At 61.3% G+C, this 19,747-nt stretch carries 21 protein-coding genes; 5 read left to right on the forward strand and 16 right to left on the reverse strand.

Annotation, left to right across the window (positions count from 1 at the left end):
* Positions 1 to 61 precede the first annotated feature (61 nt).
* The 10 genes from QQL64_RS18110 to xth all read right to left on the reverse strand — a co-directional run bounded on the left by QQL64_RS18110 (position 62) and on the right by xth (position 7,921).
* Positions 62 to 931 (reverse strand): ParB/RepB/Spo0J family partition protein, encoded by an 870-nt coding sequence (locus QQL64_RS18110; RefSeq protein ID WP_284402145.1) that lies wholly within the window; start codon positions 929 to 931, stop codon positions 62 to 64.
* Positions 932 to 933: 2 nt separating this feature from the next.
* Positions 934 to 1,785, reverse strand: a complete 852-nt coding sequence (locus tag QQL64_RS18115; RefSeq protein ID WP_284402147.1) for a ParA family protein — start codon at positions 1,783 to 1,785, stop codon at positions 934 to 936.
* A 40-nt stretch (positions 1,786 to 1,825) separates the two neighbouring features.
* Positions 1,826 to 2,464 carry a 16S rRNA (guanine(527)-N(7))-methyltransferase RsmG gene (rsmG, locus tag QQL64_RS18120; protein WP_284402149.1) on the reverse strand — a complete coding sequence of 213 codons (639 nt, stop codon included), beginning with the start codon at positions 2,462 to 2,464 and terminating at the stop codon, positions 1,826 to 1,828.
* A gap of 153 nt (positions 2,465 to 2,617) precedes the next feature.
* Entirely contained in the window at positions 2,618 to 3,076 is a 459-nt protein-coding gene (locus tag QQL64_RS18125; RefSeq protein ID WP_284402151.1) for an SPFH domain-containing protein, read from the reverse strand.
* Positions 3,077 to 3,159: 83 nt separating this feature from the next.
* Positions 3,160 to 3,324: a hypothetical protein gene (locus tag QQL64_RS18130; protein WP_284402153.1), complete on the reverse strand. Its 165-nt coding sequence runs from the start codon at positions 3,322 to 3,324 to the stop codon at positions 3,160 to 3,162.
* A gap of 206 nt (positions 3,325 to 3,530) precedes the next feature.
* A complete protein-coding gene (locus QQL64_RS18135; RefSeq protein WP_284402154.1) occupies positions 3,531 to 3,884 on the reverse strand; it encodes a hypothetical protein in 354 nt (117 codons plus the stop codon).
* Between the two features lie 10 nt (positions 3,885 to 3,894).
* Positions 3,895 to 5,136, reverse strand: coding sequence for a molybdopterin-dependent oxidoreductase (locus QQL64_RS18140; RefSeq protein ID WP_284402156.1), 1,242 nt, complete (start codon positions 5,134 to 5,136; stop codon positions 3,895 to 3,897).
* 117 nt (positions 5,137 to 5,253) lie between these two features.
* Positions 5,254 to 6,087: a pirin family protein gene (locus QQL64_RS18145; protein WP_284402158.1), complete on the reverse strand. Its 834-nt coding sequence runs from the start codon at positions 6,085 to 6,087 to the stop codon at positions 5,254 to 5,256.
* A 111-nt stretch (positions 6,088 to 6,198) separates the two neighbouring features.
* On the reverse strand, positions 6,199 to 6,882 hold the full coding sequence (locus tag QQL64_RS18150) for a YecA/YgfB family protein (protein WP_284402159.1): 684 nt from the start codon (positions 6,880 to 6,882) through the stop codon (positions 6,199 to 6,201).
* Positions 6,883 to 7,141: 259 nt separating this feature from the next.
* Positions 7,142 to 7,921, reverse strand: coding sequence for an exodeoxyribonuclease III (gene xth, locus QQL64_RS18155; protein ID WP_284402160.1), 780 nt, complete (start codon positions 7,919 to 7,921; stop codon positions 7,142 to 7,144).
* Positions 7,922 to 8,078: 157 nt separating this feature from the next.
* Here xth and QQL64_RS18160 point away from each other — a divergent pair, with 157 nt between their 5' ends.
* The gene (locus tag QQL64_RS18160; RefSeq protein ID WP_284402162.1) at positions 8,079 to 10,133 is read left to right on the forward strand and encodes a S9 family peptidase; all 2,055 of its coding nucleotides are present in this window, start codon (positions 8,079 to 8,081) and stop codon (positions 10,131 to 10,133) included.
* 39 nt (positions 10,134 to 10,172) lie between these two features.
* On the opposite strand, the gene QQL64_RS18165 is transcribed toward QQL64_RS18160, so the two are convergent.
* Together QQL64_RS18165 and QQL64_RS18170 are read right to left on the reverse strand one after the other, a co-directional pair.
* A complete protein-coding gene (locus QQL64_RS18165) occupies positions 10,173 to 11,255 on the reverse strand; it encodes a PA0069 family radical SAM protein (protein ID WP_284402164.1) in 1,083 nt (360 codons plus the stop codon).
* A 41-nt stretch (positions 11,256 to 11,296) separates the two neighbouring features.
* Entirely contained in the window at positions 11,297 to 13,513 is a 2,217-nt protein-coding gene (locus tag QQL64_RS18170; RefSeq protein WP_284402166.1) for a hypothetical protein, read from the reverse strand.
* Between the two features lie 141 nt (positions 13,514 to 13,654).
* On the opposite strand from QQL64_RS18170, the gene QQL64_RS18175 reads away from it, so the two are divergent.
* From QQL64_RS18175 to QQL64_RS18190, 4 genes are all read left to right on the forward strand, one after another.
* Entirely contained in the window at positions 13,655 to 13,876 is a 222-nt protein-coding gene (locus QQL64_RS18175) for a hypothetical protein (RefSeq protein ID WP_284402168.1), read from the forward strand.
* Positions 13,877 to 14,003: 127 nt separating this feature from the next.
* Complete coding sequence (gene acs, locus QQL64_RS18180; protein WP_284402169.1) at positions 14,004 to 15,944, forward strand: acetate--CoA ligase; 1,941 nt, start codon at positions 14,004 to 14,006, stop codon at positions 15,942 to 15,944.
* Between the two features lie 94 nt (positions 15,945 to 16,038).
* On the forward strand, positions 16,039 to 16,680 hold the full coding sequence (locus QQL64_RS18185) for a 4'-phosphopantetheinyl transferase family protein (RefSeq protein ID WP_284402171.1): 642 nt from the start codon (positions 16,039 to 16,041) through the stop codon (positions 16,678 to 16,680).
* Between the two features lie 43 nt (positions 16,681 to 16,723).
* Positions 16,724 to 17,467, forward strand: a complete 744-nt coding sequence (locus tag QQL64_RS18190) for a pyridoxine 5'-phosphate synthase (protein ID WP_284402173.1) — start codon at positions 16,724 to 16,726, stop codon at positions 17,465 to 17,467.
* A gap of 127 nt (positions 17,468 to 17,594) precedes the next feature.
* On the opposite strand, the gene QQL64_RS18195 is transcribed toward QQL64_RS18190, so the two are convergent.
* The 4 genes from QQL64_RS18195 to QQL64_RS18210 form a co-directional block, all read right to left on the reverse strand.
* Positions 17,595 to 18,017: an ExbD/TolR family protein gene (locus tag QQL64_RS18195; protein ID WP_284402175.1), complete on the reverse strand. Its 423-nt coding sequence runs from the start codon at positions 18,015 to 18,017 to the stop codon at positions 17,595 to 17,597.
* A 5-nt stretch (positions 18,018 to 18,022) separates the two neighbouring features.
* Entirely contained in the window at positions 18,023 to 18,448 is a 426-nt protein-coding gene (locus QQL64_RS18200; RefSeq protein WP_284402177.1) for an ExbD/TolR family protein, read from the reverse strand.
* Positions 18,449 to 18,458: 10 nt separating this feature from the next.
* Positions 18,459 to 19,235 (reverse strand): MotA/TolQ/ExbB proton channel family protein, encoded by a 777-nt coding sequence (locus QQL64_RS18205; RefSeq protein WP_284402178.1) that lies wholly within the window; start codon positions 19,233 to 19,235, stop codon positions 18,459 to 18,461.
* A 47-nt stretch (positions 19,236 to 19,282) separates the two neighbouring features.
* A partial coding sequence (locus tag QQL64_RS18210) for an energy transducer TonB (RefSeq protein WP_284402180.1) occupies positions 19,283 to 19,747 on the reverse strand: 465 nt, incomplete at its 5' end.

A 19,747-nucleotide genomic window follows, 5' to 3' on the forward strand; every position in this document is an offset into this window, starting at 1 on the left:
TTGCGTAAGCGGTGTGGGCACAGCCGCCGGATTCTAGCAGGGCGCCGTGACAGCCCAGGTTTCAGCGCATCTTGCCCAGAATCCCTTCCAGCTCGTCATTGCTGTGGTAATGGATCACCAGCTTGCCGCGCCCACCGCGGCCGTGCGCGACTTCCACCTTGGTGGCGAAGCGCTCGGCCAGTTCGCGTTCCAGTGCGTCGATGTTCGGGTCGCGGGCGGGCGCGCTCTTGGCCTTGCCCTTGGGCGCGGTCTGCGCCTTGCGCGCGGCGTCTTCGAGTTCGCGCACGCTCCAGCTATGGCGCGCCGCCTCCAGCGCAAGGCTTTCGGCTTCGCGTTCGGGCAACGTCAACAGGCAGCGGGCGTGGCCCATTTCCAGCTTGCCGTCGTCGAGCAGGCGCTTGATGGACGCGGGCAGATCGATCAGGCGCAGCATGTTGGAAACGGCCGCGCGCGAACGGCCTACCGCATCGGCGGCCTGCTGATGGGTGAGGTCGAAATCGTCGATCAGACGCTTGATGGCGTCGGCTTCTTCCAGCGGCGTGAGGTCCTGGCGCTGGATGTTTTCGATCAGCGCCATCGCCGGTACGGCGATTTCGGGCACATCTTTCACGAGTGCCGGAATCTCGCTGAGTTGTGCACGCTGTGCCGCGCGCCAGCGGCGTTCACCGGCAATCAGCTCGTAGCTGTTCTTGCCGATCGCGCGCACCACGATCGGCTGGATGAGTCCCTGCGCCTTGATCGAGGCGGCCAGTTCGTCCAGCGCTTCGTCGTTCCAGTGGCGGCGCGGCTGGTATTTGCCGGGCTGGATCTGCTGGATGGGCAGCGAGCGCAGCTCGCCTTCTTGTTCGATGACCGATGGCGTGCCGGCATCGCCGCCGCCGAGGAGAGCATCGAGCCCGCGTCCCAATCCACGCTTTTTAGCGGTTGCCATGCTTACTCCTGATCCAGATGTGCCGAGGCTTCCAGCGTTTCCTCGGGCGCGTCGCCGTGCATGGCGTGCAGCGCTGCGACGGCGGCCTGCGAACCGCGTTCGCGGCGGATGATCTCGCCGGCGAGTCCGATGTAAGCGATTGCGCCGCGCGAGCTGCGGTCGTAGAGGTGAATCGGCTGACCGTGACTGGGCGCCTCGGCCAGGCGCACATTGCGCGGAATGATCGAGCGCAGCACCTTGTCGCCGAAATGCTGCGTGAGCTGCGCGGACACTTCGTTGCCGAGGTTGTTGCGCACGTCGTACATGGTGCGCAGCAAACCTTCGATTTCCAGCTTCGGATTCAAATGCTGGCGCACGGCCTTGACGGTATCGAGCAGACTGGAAAGACCTTCCAGCGCGAAGTATTCGCACTGCACGGGAATCAGCAAACTGTGCGCAGCGGTCAACGCGTTGACCGTGAGCAGATGCAGCGTAGGCGGGCAATCGACCAGAATGGTGTCGTATTTGCCGACGACTTTTTCCAGCTGTTCTTTGAGGCGACTTTCGCGCGCCAGCGCATCCATCAGCTTGAGTTCGGCAGCGGTGAGATCGCCATTGCCGGGCAGCAAATCGTAATGCGCTTCGGTAGTGACGATGGCCTGCTCGATCGGTGCTTCGCCCAATAGCACTTCGCAGCCATTAGGTGTGGCTTCGTGCTTGTCCACGCCCGACGCCATGGTCGCGTTGCCTTGCGGATCGAGATCGACCAGCAGCACTTTGCGCTTCGCTGCGGCGAGCGCCGCGGCGAGATTGACGGCGGTAGTGGTTTTGCCGACGCCACCCTTTTGGTTGGCGACAGCGATGATACGGGCCATGTCTCGTCCGGTACCGTGCGTGTTCGAAAGGACGGCTAGATTAGCAGCCTGCCCGCCCGAGCACGACGAGATGGCGCTCGGAAGCTTCCAGCCCTGGGACTTGTAGCGCATGGATAGCACGTACTGCGAAGGCGGGCGGCACGCCAGGCAGCTCATCGTCGGGCGTCTTGCCCTTCATCGCCAGCCATATCCCTTGCGGTGCCAGCAGGTGGCCGCCCCAAGCCAGCATGTCGGCCAGGCTGGCGAAGGCGCGCGCCGTGATGCAGTCGAACTGGCCTTCCACGTCCTCCACCCGCGATTGCACGGCACGCACGCCCTCCAGCTTCAGCGCGCGAATCGCCTCGCGCAGAAAGCGCACTTTTTTGCCGTTGGAATCGACCAGGAGTACCTGCCGCCCGGGTGCGGCAATGGCGATCGGAATACCGGGCAGGCCAGGGCCGGTGCCGAGGTCCGCAAGAGTGTCGCCTTGCACGTAGGGGAAGATGGCCAGCGCATCGAGGAGATGGCGGGTGACCATCTGCGCGGGATCGCGGACGGCAGTTAGGTTGTAGGCCGCGTTCCAGCGCTCCAGCAGGGCGAGGTAATCGAGCAGGCGCGGCACGGCATCGGCCGGCAACCGCAGACCGAGCGCATCGATGCCCTGTTCGAGTTGGGTTTGCAGGGCGGTGCGCGCGGTCATCGTCGTTCCGTGGATGAAGGGGTCGATCAGTATCCGGGCGGCATGCCTTGCGCGCCAGCTTCCGATAAAAGAAGACCCGCCGTAGCGGGTCGATGCTTTCAGATTCCCCTGCGCCGGTGCTTCTTGGGCGACCTGGACAGTTCTTCTGTTGAATCAGGCGGCTTCCAGCTCCACGCGAGTCACCATCACACCGTTTTCGCGCAGATGCTGGTTGAGGCTGCACTTGAGGCGGGCGGCCACTTCGCGGCGTTCGGCCTGGCTCGCTTCGGTATCGGCATGCAGCGCATCGAGCACACCGCTACGGATAAGCTGGTCGGCCTGTTCGATCACCGCATCGGCGCGCTCGGGTTCGAGCACCTGCCAGTACACGGTGCCGTGCACCGCTTGCGTTTCGGCCATCGACGCGTCGAAGCGGAGCGTGCGGCCGCCGAGGTCGATGCGGTGTCCGACGCGATCCAGCAGCGGCAGCACCACATGGGTGCCCGGCTGCAGCAGGCGCACCGGCTTGCCGTGCCGATAGAGGCTGTGGACCTGTCCCGCCGGCACACGCTTGACCGCGACCGCTGCCAGAGCGAGGAGTGCGATGATCAGGGTGAGTGTCAGGACAGTCATGATCTTTTTAGAAACAGCTAGTTATGTGTTCTTTCTGAAATTTTTACGAAGCATGATTTTACAGGCACATGAACCTGTTTAGATTAATCTTTATTTAACGCCGAAAATTCATGCCTCGCAAGCCCTTCATTGCTCAATCGTTTAACGATTTGTCGGAGTTCGCCGTCCTTGCCACCAAGATCGTCATGGATGGCTATTCCTTTAATACCGATATCCCCGCGTAACTCCCCTCTTGCGGTGTTAGCCATGCATGGGGCCTGCCAACTGTACGGCTTTAGGTCTATCTAATTGATTTTGAAGGCCGAATGCGGGCGTCTCGGCCATGGCATAGGTCGTTGCCGAGACCGATTTCAGTCCTACAGCGTCGCTTGTGGGCCTTGCGCGACCGGATCACGTGCGCGTGCGGCGAACGGATATCCCCACGTTCAGCGGCACATCGCTCTCGGTCGACGAATCAATGGCTCTGCTGGTCTGCGTTGACCTTGGTCATGTAGACGGTCAGTGTGTCGACCTCGGTTTCATCGATGGGCGCACCGTAGACCGTGCGCATTTTGTTGATCTCGGCCTTCCAAGCGGCTTGCGACAACGCAGGCTGCCTGAGCACCATGCCGGCCGAATGGCAGATCAGACATTTGGCGGCGATATCCGAACCCGGTCCAGGTGGGAATGTTGCCGCGCTGGATGGAAGGTTCACGGAGACCGAATGGATGGTTATCGGCGCGGGCCGCGCAGCCTCGTGTGCCGAAGAACCTGAGACAACGAGGGCCAGTAGTAACGCCGCCACGTCGAATGCAAGTTTGCGTTTCATAGCGACACCCTCAGGCAACGGTGATCTTGGTCGACTCGACGACGTTGCGCATGAAGCCGCCCGCATTCCAGTTCGCAGCATCGGGTTGCTCGACGCCGTTGCTGTTGACCGCCTTGACCATCAAGGTGTTTTCACCGCGGGAGCCCGGCGTGTAATGCGCATGCCAGCGCCGGAAGCTGTACTTGCCGTGATCCTCTTCCAGCGTCGCATCGCGCCAATGTGTGCCACCATCGTTGGACCAAAGCACTTTCGCCACACCCGTGTCGCCACCGAAAGCGATGCCGCGAACTTGCACGGCGTGACCGGCAAGTACGCGATCGCCATCGCGAAGATTGGTGATGAAAGAACGCGGCACCATGCGATTGATCGGCACGCTATGGAAGCCGGTCTGCCCTGGCTTGACGTTAGCGTTCGGCGTGTCGGGTATCAGGTAAGCCTTCGCCATCCAAAAGTTGTCGTCGGGCTTGTTCAGCACTTCGATGTCGTTGAGCATTTTGACCCAGTAGGTGGAATACCATCCGGGCACAATCAGGCGCGTGGGGAAGCCGTTCAACAGTGGCAGCTGCTCGCCATTCATGCCGTAGGCGATCATCACCTCGCCATCGCGCGCGTGATCGATATCGAGCGACTTTATGAAATCGGGCGTCGACGCAATGATGCCGCTGTCCAACCCATTGAAACGAACTTGCACGGCGTCCGCGTTCACGCCAGCCCGATCCAGAACGTCTTTCAGGCGCACACCGGTCCAGCGTGCACAGCCCATCGCGCCATTGGCCCACTGACCACCCGCCACGCGCGGGTCGAAAAAGCCGCGGGAATTGCCCGAGCACTGGTTGACCGCAGCGATCTCGACCGGCTCGAATTCGGTCATCAGCTGGTGAAGGCTCAACGAGAGATTCTTGCCGACATGCCCATGCACGGTCAGGCGAAATGCCTCCGCGTCGATCTGCGTGGGGATATAGGGCAGATGCCAGCGTACGAAGAAGCGATTATTGGGCGTGAATACACCGTGGTCGAATACATCGAAGGGTGTTTCCAGCAGCGGCGGGCGCGTCCGCAGCAGAATCATTTCGCCTTTCTGCGGAAACGCGTTGGTCAATTCGCGCTCGCCATTGGCGAATGGCAATCGAACCGACTTCGTTGTCGCGCCGAGGGCGGCAGTTCCACCCCACAGTCCGATCGACCCAAACAGGCCGGCGGCCTGCAAAAAGCGACGTCGCAACATCGCCTCAGAACTCAATTCCTTGCTCATCGCGATTACCCCGCAGAGTCAGCAGGCAGAACATCGTCTCCGGAACGAATATAGCCCTGTCGATACGGATATCGACAGGGCTATGTCTTGGGCAAAACGCGTTCGACGTAGTGGCGCTTAGAATTTGCCGGCGCGGAAATCGGCGATGGCTTCGTGGATCTGCTCGGGCGTGTTCATCACGAACGGGCCATAGCGCGCCACGGGCTCCTGCAAAGGCTGGCCGGCCACAAGCAATACGCGGGCCGGGGTTTCGCGACCGGCTATGCGCACGCTGTCGCCTTTGGACAGCACCGCCAGTTCGCTGCGCGAGAGCTTTTCGCCGGCGACCTGGGCATCGCTGCCATCGAACACATAGGCGAAGGCGTGATGGCCTTCCGGTAACGGAATGTCTATTCCGGCGCCCGCTTCCAAGGCGATATCCAAATACACCGGCGAGGTGACAATCCCTGCCACGGGACCCACAGCCTCACCCAGCGTGCCGGCAATTACCTTCACCGTGACCCCTTCGGCGGGGTGCACGACCGGGATTCGCTCGGGGCTGATGTCCTGGTAGCGCGGTTCGGTCATTTTGTCCTTGGCCGGCAGGTTCACCCACAGCTGGAAACCCCACATCAGGCCGTTTTCCTGCTGCGGCATTTCCGAGTGCACGATGCCGCGCCCGGCGGTCATCCACTGCACGCTGCCGGGCATGAGGTCGCCGCGGTTGCCGTGGTTGTCGCCGTGCTGCATGTGGCCGGCCAGCATGTAGGTCACGGTTTCGAAGCCGCGATGCGGATGCTCCGGAAATCCGGCGATGTAATCGCCCGCCTGGTCGGAACGGAATTCGTCCAGCAGCAGGAATGGATCGAGCATGTCCAGACCCGGCTGGCCGATGATGCGCTTGAGTTTGACGCCCGCACCATCGGAGGTGTCGGTGCCGCGAATGCGGCGGAGAATGCTGCGCTCAGTCATGGCTTGCTCCGGTAAAGAGAACTGCCGCCCATGATGGTTGCGTCGCGATGCGCACCCAAGGGGGTGTCCTGCGAACGGACTGTTTCCCGCGGCAGAAAGCCAAGGGTGCGGTTAGTGCACCCAGTGCCCGCTGCGCTGCCGTGGCGGCGGAGGCTGCTCGTTCTTCGTCTCGCTCGCTTGGTTCAGCGCATCGAGTTCCGCCTCGGTCGCCGGATGTTCCGACCAGTAGTGATTCACGGCAATCAGCACGGCCGGCAGTTGCGCCAGGCAGTCGTCGTATTCCTCGTCGGTGAGTTTTTCGAACTCGGCTTCCGCGCTGAGGATGCCTTCATCCACCGCCAGGGCCATCACCGGGCCGAGCAGTTCCATCAGCGGCGGGTCATCGGCGAGGCGCTTTTCCCATAGCATGGCGCGCAGATCGATACCGCGACTGAAACCTTCGCACCAACCTGCCGCCGACAATACCGGGCCGGTCTCGGTCTCCACTTCGCCGAGGATCGGCTCGTAGGCATCGACATCGAGCTCCGCGCTGATCGAGTCGTTGAGTTTGGCCAGCAGGGCGAGCACGCGGTTGCCTTCGTCCTCGTCCGCGAACGGCTCGTGCAGCACTTCGGGCAGCCATTCCTCGGGCAGCACCTGCATAGGCCCAACGGCTAGCGCAGAAAGCAGGCCGTGGACGCCGTCGAGCAGCAGGCGGCTGTCCTGAGCGTGGGCTCGCAAATACATGTCCAGCTCGTCGAGCTCGTTATCGTCCAGCGAACTGGGCCAATCGGTCTTGGTAGAGCCTGCTTTCATACTCCAAATACCCCGCGCCGGGAGCTGTTTGCCCGCAGGGCAAGGAAGAACGAAGGCGCGTATGTCGATACGTAACTGAGTGATGACGCAGCCATGTGGGCAAACAGACCCGGCCCTTCGGGTTGCTTCTGAGTGGCCGCCATGCGGCAGCACGCGGCTTGACCTGACAGCCAGTCAGGCGCTGCGCCACGCGCTACCACCTGACGGCCACTCAGAAGCAACGCGGGGTATTTGGAGTATGAAAGCAGGCTCTTCGTCATCAGATATCCAGGTCCACCGTGACCGGGGTGTGGTCGGAGGGTCGCTCCCAGCGCCGCGGTTCGCGGTCGATGGCGGCGGCCTTTACCGACGATTTCAGGGCATCGCCGAGCAGGATCAAGTCGATGCGTAAACCCATGTTGCGCCGGAACGCGCCCTGCCGGTAGTCCCACCAACTGTAATGGCCACCGTCCTGTTCAAACAGCCGAAAGCTGTCGTGCAGGCCCAAATCCGTGATGGATTTCAGGGCCGCCCGTTCAGGTGGCGAACACAGGACTTCCTCGCCCCAGCCGGCCGGGTCGTAGAGGTCGCGGTCATCCGGGGCGATGTTGAAGTCGCCCAGCACGACCAGTTTGGGATGCCGCTGGATCTCCTGCGCCAGGAACGCCTGCACCCGTTCCAGCCAATGCAATTTGTACGTATATTTCTCGTCGCCCACGGCCTTGCCGTTGACCACGTACAGATCCACCACCCGCACACCGCCGATCGTGGCGGCCAGGATGCGGCGCTGCGGGTCGTCCAGGCCAGGGATATCGGTGACCACATCACCGAAGGTCAGCCCGGTATCGTTGCGCGCCAGGATCGCCACGCCGTTGTAGGTCTTCTGCCCGGAGAACACCGCGTGATAGCCGGCCGCGGCGAGTTCATCGACGGGAAATTTCGCGTCTTCCAGCTTGGTTTCCTGCAACGCCACTACGTCCGGCTGCGCGTCAGCCAGCCACTGCGTGAGATGCGGTATGCGCACCTTGAGCGAATTCACGTTCCACGAAGCAATCTTCATGCGGTCATTGTACGGGCCGGCCCGTATCGGCTCCATGACTGCCGCTGCTGCTTACCGGAAGAGTGGGAGTCACGCTTTAGGTGTCGTCGTGCACATGGGCATGGCCGACGTGAACTGTTAGCGTAAGGCCCTCCCGTGTCTATAAAAATTTGACGCCATGCTCAAATCCACCCGTCTGTTTCTGCCCTTGCTGGCAGCCCTGCTCGCCCCTGTTGCCGCTGCCGATACGCATAGCGCGACCGATCCGCGTATCGACGCCCTGCTTACCCAGCTGGGTAAAGTTCGCGAGATCGATGAGGTGGCGTTATCGCCGGATGGTCATCAACTGGCGTGGGTGGTGGAGACGGGCGGCAAGCCCGGTATCATGCTGGCTGACGCACAAGGCCAGCATCCCCGCAGTATCGGTCTGGCGGCCAAGCCGGGTACATGCAGCGAGAGCGGTCTGGCGTGGGCGCCCGATTCTCGGCACCTTGCCTTTTTCTCCAACTGCGCCAGTGCACGCGTTGGCATGGGCGGCAGCAAACAGCCGGATATCTATGTGCTCGACACGCAGGGACAGGGCAAACCTGTCCATCTTTCGAGTCTGAATGGTTATGCGCATAGTCTGAGTTGGGCGCCGGATGGCAAGACGCTCGCGCTTCTTTATGTTGAAGGCGCAACGCGCCGCGCCAGCGCCTTGGCGGCCGCCAAACCGGCTACCGGCGAAATCGGTGTGGAAGGTATCGAAGTGCAGCGCGTCGCCACCGTGCCTGCCGAAGGCGGCGTGCCACAACCGGTGACGCCGGCGGACAGTTACGTCTACGAATTCAGTTGGGCACCCGACAGCAAGCGCGTGGCCTACGTTGCCGCGCCCGCGCCCGGTGACAACAACTGGTGGATCGCGCAGCTCTATGTGCAGGATGCGCAACCCAACGCAACGCGCACTGCGTTGGTCGATCCGCACACGGTAAGCGGGTCGTTGCATGGATTGCAGATCGCGCTGCCGCGTTGGTCGCCGGATGGCTCGCGCATCGCCTTTATCGGCGGTCTGATGAGCGACCAGGGTTCGACAGGCGGCGATCTCTACAGCGTTTCAGCTCATGGCGGTGCGCCGGTCGATCTCACGCCTGGCATCCACGTGACACCTGCATGGTTCAGCTGGAGTTCGCCGCAATCGATGCTGGTAAACCAAGTCGATAACGGACAGTTGCAATTGGCGGAATACGACGTGCAAGCCGACCGCGCGCAGCAAAAGCGCGTGTTGTTCACCGCACCGGGTTATACCGGCGACGGCACCGCTCTCGGGGCGCTTTCACTGTCTGCTGATCACTCGTACGTCGCATTCGGCCAATCGTCCTTCGACGTCGCACCTGAAGTCTATGCGGGGCCGATCGGCAGCGAGATGCCGAAAGCGGTCACCGCCCTCAATGCCGATCAGAAGCCGAGCTGGGGCAAGGCGCGTTCCGTGGAATGGGACAACGAGGGCTACCACGTGCAAGGTTGGCTGCTCTATCCCGCCAACTACGATCCGAACAAGCACTATCCGATGATCGTCAACGTGCACGGCGGTCCTTCGGCCGCCGACATTCCGCATTGGCCGTCCGTCGGTTACGGCGCCGCGCCGTTCTCCACGCTGGGTTACTTCGTCTTCATGACCAATCCGCGCGGCAGCTTCGGTGAAGGCGAAGCCTTCGTGCAGGCCAATCGCAAGGACTTTGGCTACGGCGATCTGCGCGACACGCTCGCCGGCGTGGATGCAGTGGAGAAGATGGTGCCGGTGGACGACCATCGCCTCGGCCTCACCGGGTGGAGCTACGGCGGTTTCATGAGCATGTTCGCGCCGACGCAGACACAGCGCTTCCGCGCTGTGGTCGCCGGTGCTGGCATCGCCAACTGGCAGAGTTATTACGGACAGAATTTGATCGACCAGTGGATGGTCCCGTTCTTCGGCGCATCCGTGTACGACGACCCGGCGATTTACGCGAAGAGCTCGGCGATCAATTTCATCAAGAAGGTGAAGACGCCTACACTGATCGTGGTGGGCGAGCGCGACGCGGAGTGTCCCGCGCCGCAATCGTTCGAATACTGGCATGCGTTGCGCGCGCTAGGTGTGCCGACCTCGTTGGTGGTGTATCCAAACGAAGGGCATCACTTCTACAACCCGGTGAACCAGCGTGACGTACTACAGCGCGCGCTGAACTGGTTCGAAAAATACTTGCCGCCGGGCCAGTGACCGGTACGACCTTCTCTTTCCTGCGCAGGAAGGGGAAGGTCAGAACAGTTCGCCCTGTGGCGATGGCTTGCGCAGCGGTATAAAGCGCGATGTTTCCAGTCGCAAATCGCGCGCGCGGCCAAAACCGTGACGACGACAAGCAAGTTCGAAACGTCGACGCAACAGTTCCGCGAACACACCTTGACCGCGCATGCGCGTCGCGAAGTTGCTGTCGTAGTCACGACCACCGTTCATTTGCTGCACCAGGCTCATCACATGCGCTGCGCGTTGCGGCGCGTGCAGCGCCAGCCATTCGCGGAATAGCGCCTTCAATTCATGAGGCAGGCGCAGCACGGTGTAACCGGCACACGATGCGCCGGCGTCAGCCGCCTGTTCCAGCACCGCTTCCATATCCCGATCATTCAATGCCGGAATGATCGGCGCTACTAACACGCCGACCGGCACACCGGCGTCCGCCAACATGCGGACCGCCTTGATACGCCGATGCGGTGCGCTGGCGCGCGGTTCGAGTTTCGCTGCCAAGTGGTTGTCCAGCGAATTCACCGACACGAATACTTGCACCAACCGTTCGCGGGCCATGGGGACCAGAATGTCCAGATCGCGTTCGACCAACGCATTCTTGGTGACAATGGTGCAGGGATGATGACATTCGGCTAACACTTCCAGCGCAGCACGCGTAATACGCCAGCGCTTTTCTATCGGCTGATAAGGATCGGTATTGCTGCCGATGTTGATCGGGCTGACGATGTAGTTCGGCTTAGCAAGATCCGCTCGCAGCACCTCGGCAAGATTCGTCTTGGCTCGCAGTTTCGTTTCGAAGTCGAGGCCCGGCGAGAGGTTGAGATAGCTGTGGCTGGGTCTTGCGAAGCAGTAGATGCAGCCGTGTTCGCATCCGCGGTAGGGGTTCAACGCCTGGGTGAATCGGATGTCCGGCGAGTCGTTGTGGGTGATGACGCTGCGTGCGCATTCTTCGGTGACTTCGGTGCGCGGACGCGGTTGGTCTTCATCGAGCACGGCGTGCTGCCAGCCATCGTCTTCGGCGTGATGCCGGATCGTCTCGAAACGCCCTTCCGGATTGGATGCGGCGCCGCGGCCTTTGAGCGGGCGAGGAGGGTGAACCATTTGCCTATGATGCGTACGGACTGTCTCACTCGTCGCGACATTCAGGGCTGCGCGGCATTTTGCAATTGCTGATCGAGCCACGTTGCCATGGCGCTCAGCGGATAGTTCTGTTCCAACTGCCGGTGCATTTCGTCGAACACGGGCGGGGAGATGGTCCAGCCCAATGGAAGCGGGTAGTTGCCCGGGCACAAACGCATGTGCCAGAGGACGTCGCCATCGCTAGGCTCGCCATTGTTGAGTTGCAGTGAAGAAAGCAGTTCAGCGCGAGCGAATTCGCCACGCGCATTGCGCGTATCCAGCAGGGCGACGATCGGCGCTGTCGCTTCGCCATAGCTCGAACGTTCCGTAGGACTTGGCGTGCGCGGGCACGCTACCGAATAAAGAGGCAGCGGATGGGCGGGATCATGCGCATCGACGAAGTCGTGCAGGCTGGGATCGTTGCTGATGTGAAGCACAATGAAGTGAAGTGGCTGTCCTTGCTTTGCGGCAATGGTGCGCAAGCGCTGCATGATTTCGCGCAGGGTCGTCGTGCCCGAGTTTTCGAAGTAGCCGCCGTCGACAAGTTGCAAGGCGGTGGGAGTAGGTGACTGACTACCCGTGGTAGCTGCGGTCTGCAGTGTGCCGGCGGGGCTCAGAAAAGTGAAACGCGCGCTATTGAGCAGCACCTCGCTTAGGGGCACGCGCGGGTCGAGCCAACGCGAGCCGTCGTAGGCCGTTGTCCACGAACTTTCGGCGAACGGCCGGAACGGGTCCTGCACAAAGCGCCATCCTTCGCCAACGGTCGTGCTGTTGAAAAATAGCGCCGGCACGTCGGCGTTTAGACTGCCATCGGCATGTTGGTAGAGGGCCGCAAAGGGTTGCGCGAACGCAATCTGGCCCTGCTCCTGTGCCGCCTGTTCCCAGGCACGTGTAAGAGCGCGTCCACGATCGTCGAACAAAGCACCGGGCAACCAGCGTTGCGTGAAATCGATGAACCACGCATTTGCCATCACTGGCGCAAGAAAGTCGTGGTCGAGTATGTGTTCGCTGCGTGTTTGTGCGGACAAGCCGGTCTGCGGTGGGTTCTGCAAGGCAACGACGTAGGTCGCCAAGCCCAGACTCCCGCCGGAGACGCCACTTCCGGCGAACAGGTAGCGCTCGAACAGCGGCTCGCCGCCATTCGGTGGCGTTAGCTGATCGATCAGTGCTGTGAAGCGACTCAAGACCATCGCCGTCCATGCTGCGCTGCGCAGACCGCCGCCTTCGGTCGATACCACGATGACCGGACACGCGCGCTGCGGACGACAGCGGCTTTGCAGCCATGCGTCGGCATAAGTATCGAAATCCGGGCGGCTTTCCGGCGGCGGCGGCGCGGGCCGCTGGTGCGTGCTCATCGATGGATATTGACGCACGCGGTGATTGTCGTTGAGGTGCGTGGCGTGTAGGCCTATCGCTGCAAGTGCCAGCAAACTGATCAGCGGCACACCTCGGCGATCAGCAAGCATGCATAGAAATCCGCCGCTCATGCAGAAGAAACTGCCGGTGATCAACAAAACGGCCAGCGAGCCCATGCCATCGAACTGACGCGGTTGCATGGCCACAAGCACCGTGATCAGCACATTCAACATCAAGACGGCGAGAAATACGCTGAGCGGTGTGGTACCGAGTACCGTGATGGATTCTGCTCGCGGTTCCAACGAGCCGGCCTGCGCCGTGTGCGCGTTCGCTGCCAGTAAACGTGATTTCAACACCCATTGCCGCCCGATGAAGAACGCGATCATGGCGGCCGATTCGATCAGCAAGCCGACGGCACGCAGATCACGTCGATGGCACTGCACCGCGGTCAGGCAGGTGGCGTGCGGTGTGCTCTGCAATGCCATTAGATAACCGAACAGCACCAGCAATGGCACGATGGCGCCCAGTATTCTGGGAATCCATCGGCGCAAGGGCGCGGCACGGGGATCCTGCAACGCTGGCCAACGCGGATAGATCAGGCGATAGGCATTAAGCGCGGTGTACCAGACCGCCAGGCCTGCCATCGCCGCGGTTACCAGCAGGGCTGCGTAGCGGGCATTGCTAGGATCGGCCCACATGGCGATCAGAAAGAGCTCCGTAGCCTGGTCGACATTGCTGATCACCACCGTGGCGAACACCAGGATCAGCAGGGAAACGCGGACCGGCTTGCCATGATCCAGGCCGATGGCCAGCCAGTCGGCGATATTGCCGAACAAGTGCCGCCAGCGGTGCACGATAGGAGTGGACGAATTCGGGTCGGTCATCGTTCCGCATTCCCTGAGCTGCCTGATCGGCGACTCCTATTATGAGAAGACTCGTGTCGCACCGGTGGAAGGCATCGCATTTCGCGCCAAGGCGCAGCGATATGATGGCGGCATCGCGGCAAGTTTGATGAGGGGCCCGTCATGCGATGGTTACTGCTGTGTGCAACGCTGTTGTCGTGGGCCCTGTGTTTTACCCGCCACAGTCCCGGCGCCATGGGCTTTTGGTTGCTGATCGGCATGATCGGCGCGATCGCCACGACGCTGGCTTTCGCGCAGGCGCGCATCGCCGCCAACGCTCAGCCGGATTTGCGGATCGAGCTTATGCGCAAATCGCTGGATCGCGATAAGCCTCCACAACAGTAATGTTGCACTGCACCTTTGGCGGTTTAGCCACCTAAACGCTACACTCGAGCGGTTGGCCGCCCTCGCTTGGGCGTGGTGCAGTTCCCACCGAGTTCGCTCCCGGCAAACCGGTGAGCAGGAGGCAAGCATGTCAAAGGTCTATCCGGTCGATCCCGCGTTTGCCGCCAAGGCGCGCCTGCGTAAAGCGGACTACGAGAAGTTATATGCCGAATCGATAAAGGATCCCGAGGGATTCTGGGGCCGCATCGGCGAAAGGCTGGACTGGGCGAAGAAGCCGAGCCGAATTCGTGACGTTTCTTTCGACCCGAAAGACCTGCACATTCGCTGGTACGACGACGGTCAGCTCAATGTCTCGGCCAATTGCCTGGATCGCCATCTGGCGACGCGCGGCGACAAGACGGCGATCATTTTCGAAGGGGACGATCCCGCCGAATCCCGTCGCATCAGTTATCGCGAGCTGCATGCCGAGGTTTGCAAGTTCGCCAATACGCTCAAGCATCTGGGGATCAGCAAGGGCGATCGCGTGGCGATCTATATGCCGATGGTTCCCGAGGCTGCGGTGGCGATGCTGGCCTGCGCGCGCATCGGTGCGGTTCACTCCGTGGTGTTCGGCGGATTTTCGCCCGATTCTCTGGCCGGCCGTATCGCCGATTCCGCCGCAAAACTGGTGGTGACTGCGGACGAAGGTGTGCGTGGCGGCAAGAGGATTCCGCTCAAGGCAAATGTCGACGCCGCGCTGGAACGCCCCGGCACGAACAGCGTGGAAACGGTGATCGTCGTACGGCGCACAGGTGCTGCGGTGCCGATGCAATCCCCCCGCGACCGCTATTACCACGCGCTGATGGAAGGGCAGTCGGCCGATTGCCCGCCGGAACCGATGGAAGCCGAACATCCGCTATTCATCCTTTACACTTCCGGTTCGACGGGTAAACCGAAGGGCGTACTTCACACGTCCGGGGGTTACCTGGTCTATGTGAGCTTTACGCACGAACTCGTGTTCGACGTGCGCGACGATGACGTTTATTGGTGCACCGCCGACGTGGGCTGGGTGACCGGGCATAGCTATGTGGTCTACGGTCCGCTCGCCAACGGCGCGACCACGGTGATGTTCGATGGCGTGCCGAATTACCCGGATTTCAGCCGTTTCTGGCAAGTCGTGGATAAGCATAAGGTGACTTTGTTCTATACCGCTCCCACGGCTATACGCGCATTGATGCGTGAAGGCGAGGCGCCGGTGAAGAAATTCTCGCGCGCCAGCCTTCGTCTGCTCGGTTCGGTCGGCGAGCCGATCAATCCGGAAGCGTGGGAGTGGTATCACCGCGTGGTGGGCGACGATCGTTGCCCGATTGTGGATACGTGGTGGCAGACAGAAACCGGCGGCATTCTGATCACGCCGCTGGCGGGTGCGATCGATACCAAACCCGGCTCCGCCACACTGCCGTTCTTCGGCGTCAAGCCTGCTGTAGTCGACGCAAGCGGTACGTTGCTGGAGGGCGCGGCGGAAGGCAACTTGCTGATTACGGATTCCTGGCCCGGCCAGATGCGCACGGTCTACGGTGATCACCAGCGTTTCATCGACACGTATTTCAAGGCATATCCAGGCAACTATTTCACCGGCGATGGTGTGCGTCGCGACGAAGACGGCTATTACTGGATTACGGGTCGCGTCGACGACGTGATCAATGTGTCCGGCCATCGCATCGGCACTGCCGAAGTGGAGAGCGCGTTAGTGGCGCATCCGAAAGTAGCGGAAGCGGCCGTCGTGGGCTGTCCGCACGAGATCAAAGGCCAGGGCATTTATGCCTACGTGACCTTGGTGGCCGGCGAACAGGGCAGTGACGATTTGCGCAAGGAGTTGGTTGCCTGGGTGCGTAAGGAAATCGGCCCCATTGCCACGCCCGATTACATCCAATGGGCACCGGGCCTGCCCAAGACGCGTTCGGGCAAGATCATGCGCCGCATCCTGCGCAAGATCGGCGAAAACCTGCCCGATCAACTTGGTGATATCTCGACGTTGGCCGATCCGGGCGTGGTGAAGAATCTGGTCGATGAGCGCCTGATCAGGTGACCCTATGCCTCGCATCGGCGGGGCCATGCGACATCACTTTGCACGATCGCCGCTGCGCTTGTATCCGGCAGCGGCGTTCCGGCAGCATGTAGGAATGCGAACCACCCTCGGCCACGATGTTGCCGGCATCGCTGCCGGCTTAAGCATGGACACCATCCATGTGTGGCTGCTCAATTATCGAAGGGAGCAGCGACGCGCGCCGCTGCGTGCTTTGCTCGGAGCTTATCTTGGCTTGTTGCCGGATGACGTCGTGCTGGTCGATGACGAATACGGGCGCCCAGAGTTGACCGAGCCGTGGAACCGCTTCCTGCAATTCAATTGGTCGCATAGCGTGGATAAGGCCATCATCGTGGTCGCGCACGGAGTGACACCGGGAATCGACATCGAGCGCATCCGGCCACGACCCCGCGCGATGCAGTTGGCGGAGCGTTTCTTTCATCGCGAAGAAGCCGCAGCATTGGCGGCAGTCGACGAATCGCAACGTGAGCGCACATTTCTGGAGCTGTGGACAGGCAAAGAGGCTGTCCTAAAAGCCTTAGGTCGCGGGTTGGCCTTCGGCCTGAATCGCCTGCGTCTCACGATGGAACCCGTTCCTCACCTGCATTGGCTTGACGGTGACGATGCGTCGCAGTGGCAATTGCATCGTCTCGACCCCGACACCGATCATGTAGCCAGCGTAGCCTGGCGTGGCTCGTCACGATCCATCGACATGTGGACACTTGCCGACCGCGACTGAACGGCGCACTGTGTCCGGCCCACGACCTACACGTTCCCGATCCATGACCCTGCTCAGCGTCAATCTCAACAAGATCGCCGTGCTACGCAACTCGCGCGGTGGCGACGAACCGGATATATCGCGCGCCGCGTTGACCTGCATCGAGGCGGGATGTGGCGGCATCACGGTCCACCCGCGCCCGGACCTGCGCCATGTGCGGCCGGATGATGTGCGAAAGCTGGCTGCAGTCTTACGCGGGCGCGTGGAATACAACATCGAAGGCAATCCGTTCGCGGCGGCGCGCGGCGACTATCCGGGTTTGATTGCCTTGGCCCGCGAGGTGCGCCCCACCCAGGTGACGTTGGTGCCCGATAGCGACGGACAGATTACTTCCGATCATGGTTTCGATCTCGCCAATGACGCAGAGCGTCTACGCCCGCTGGTCGCGGAACTACGCGAGCTGGGTTGCCGCGTAAGTCTGTTCGTGGATCCCGGCACAACCGGTTTCGAACACGCCGTGGCCATCGGTGTTCAGCGCATCGAAATCTACACCGGGCCTTATGCCGAAGCGTTTGCCGAGGGCAACGTCGGTGAACAGCTCGCCTTGTGCGTGGACACGGCTCGCCGGGCACAGCAGGCGAGCTTGGCGGTCAACGCGGGGCACGACCTCAGCCAGGCGAATCTCGGTACCTTGCGCGTCGCGATCCCCGGTCTGGCCGAAGTATCGATCGGACATGCTTTGATCGGCGAAGCGCTCTACGAGGGGTTGGCCAACACCGTGCGCAACTACCTGCAGATATTGCGTTGATACCGGCCGTCTAGACGGCTAATCGCGAAATTCTCCGCAGTCGCACATTCAATCCCCCATAAACAGAAACCCCCGCGTACGCGGGGGTTCTGTGGGTAACGTTTTGCAGCGCTTGAACTGCTCCGGTTCAACCGCCGTTGCTATCGGTAAAGCCAACCTTGTTCAGTCCGTAGCTCTTGGCATCGGCCAGAACGCGGGCAACGACTTGGTAAGATACCGCGTCAGCCGCATCGATCTGCACTTCCGGCTGCAGGTTCGCATCCTTCTGTGCCCCGATGATCGCCATCTGCGCTTTGATTCCATTCTCATCCAGCGGGGTGTCATTCCAGTAGAACCCACCAGACTGGTCGATCTTCAGGTGAACCGGTTCCGGCGGATTGGGCGGCGGAATCACATTCGGGTTCGGCTGCGGCAAGTCGATACGCACGTTGTGCGTCATGATGGGTGCCGTGATCATGAAAATGATCAGCAAGACCAACATCACGTCAACCAAGGGCGTGACGTTGATGTCAGCCATCGGCCCTTTTCCGCTTCCAGTGCTGAATGCCATAGCTACTACTCCTTACCCGTCGTCACGAAGTCGATATGGACCACGCTGGAGTCCTTAGCGTCAGCAAGCACCTTACGAACAATTCCAAATTCCGTATTTTGTGCAGCTCGAATTTGGACTTCCGGTTGCGGCGGCGGCGAATTTCCGATGATCTTAAATTGCTGGATCAGTTCGGCTTCGGTAGCCGCCGTCGTGCTATCACCGTAATAAATACTGCCGTCTTCCTTGATAGCTACGTCTAGCGGCGGCGGGCGCTGCTGATTGTCTTCGATACGCGGATTCGCGTTGGGTAGCTTCACCGTGATCCGATGCGACATCAGTGGAGCGGTGATCATGAAAATGATCAGCAGCACCAACATCACGTCGACCAGCGGCGTGACGTTGATTTCCGACATCGGCGAGCCGGATTCGGTTCCGGAGCTCATCGCCATGGGTCAATCCTCACTTCTGAGTCGGAGCGACGCCTTCGACGCGCGCACCGGTAGCGAAGAAGTCGTGCAAGTCATGCGCGAATTCGTCGAAACGGGCGTAGGTCAGGCGGTTCGAGCGGGTGAAGAAGTTGTAGGCAAGCACGGCCGGGATAGCGGTGAACAGACCGAAGGCGGTCATGATCAAAGCTTCACCCACCGGACCAGCCACCGCTTCCATCGACGCGTTGCCGGATGCAGCGATGCGGATCAGGGCGTGATAGATGCCCCACACCGTACCGAGCAGACCGATGAACGGTGCCGACGAACCGACCGTAGCGAGCAAGGTCATGCCACCTTCCAGACGCAGGCTCTCGCGAGCAACGGCCTGGCGCAGGGCACGATCGATGAACTCCGAACGGCTGAGCGATTCGGCAAGGCGACCACCGCCGGCAGCAGCCTGCTGGTGATGCGCGACCGCCGAAGCGGCGTCCAGGGCAATTTTCGAGAAGGGTTCGCCCTTGGGCTGAGCTTCCAGCTCTCGGATGGCGTCCTGAGTCGAATTATTCGACCAGAAGCCATTGATCACGCCGTCGGCGCGACCGCGCACCATCGAGTTGCGGATGGCGTTGGCGATGATGAAGTACCAGGAGGAGAAGGACATCACCACCAGGACCACGAACACGATCCAACCCAGCGGGTCGAAGTGATGGATAAGATCGCCAAAGCCCATTTGCTGCATGGCTTGAGCGTTGGCGTTGCCACCCAGAGCCGGAGCGGCATCGGACGGTGCAGGAGTCTGTTGGAACATAAACGCTACCCTTGGAAGTCAAGCGTGAACTGTAACTGTAATAGGTATTACAGCTGATTGAGATTGAAATTGACGGGTACGCGCACGTAACCCTCAACCTTCTTACCGTTTTTCATTTCAGCGTTGAAGCGCCAATGCTGAGCCGCTTCAATTGCCGCACGATCCAGCTCGCGGAAACCACTGGACTGATCGACCTTGATGTCCTTCGGCGTGCCATCGACGGCCACCAGGATCAACAACGTTACCGTGCCCTCGTGCCGCTGGCGAATGGCCTGTGGCGGGTACTTAGGCTGCATACGGCTGTTGTAGCTGATGTCCTGGCTCGCCGTGATGTCCGCAGGCGGTGCCGGCGGCGCAGGCGGTGCCGGCGGCGGTGACGCCACGGCATTGTTCGATGCCTCTGCTACAGCCGGCGGCGGTGCCGGCGGCGGCGGTGTCGGCGGCGGAACCACCTGCTTGATGATCTGCGGCGGCGGCTGCTTCGGCGGTTCCGGCGGCGGCGGCGGCGGTGG

The organism is Dyella lipolytica (genome assembly GCF_030160075.1).
Classification (GTDB): Bacteria; Pseudomonadota; Gammaproteobacteria; order Xanthomonadales; family Rhodanobacteraceae; genus Dyella_B; species Dyella_B lipolytica.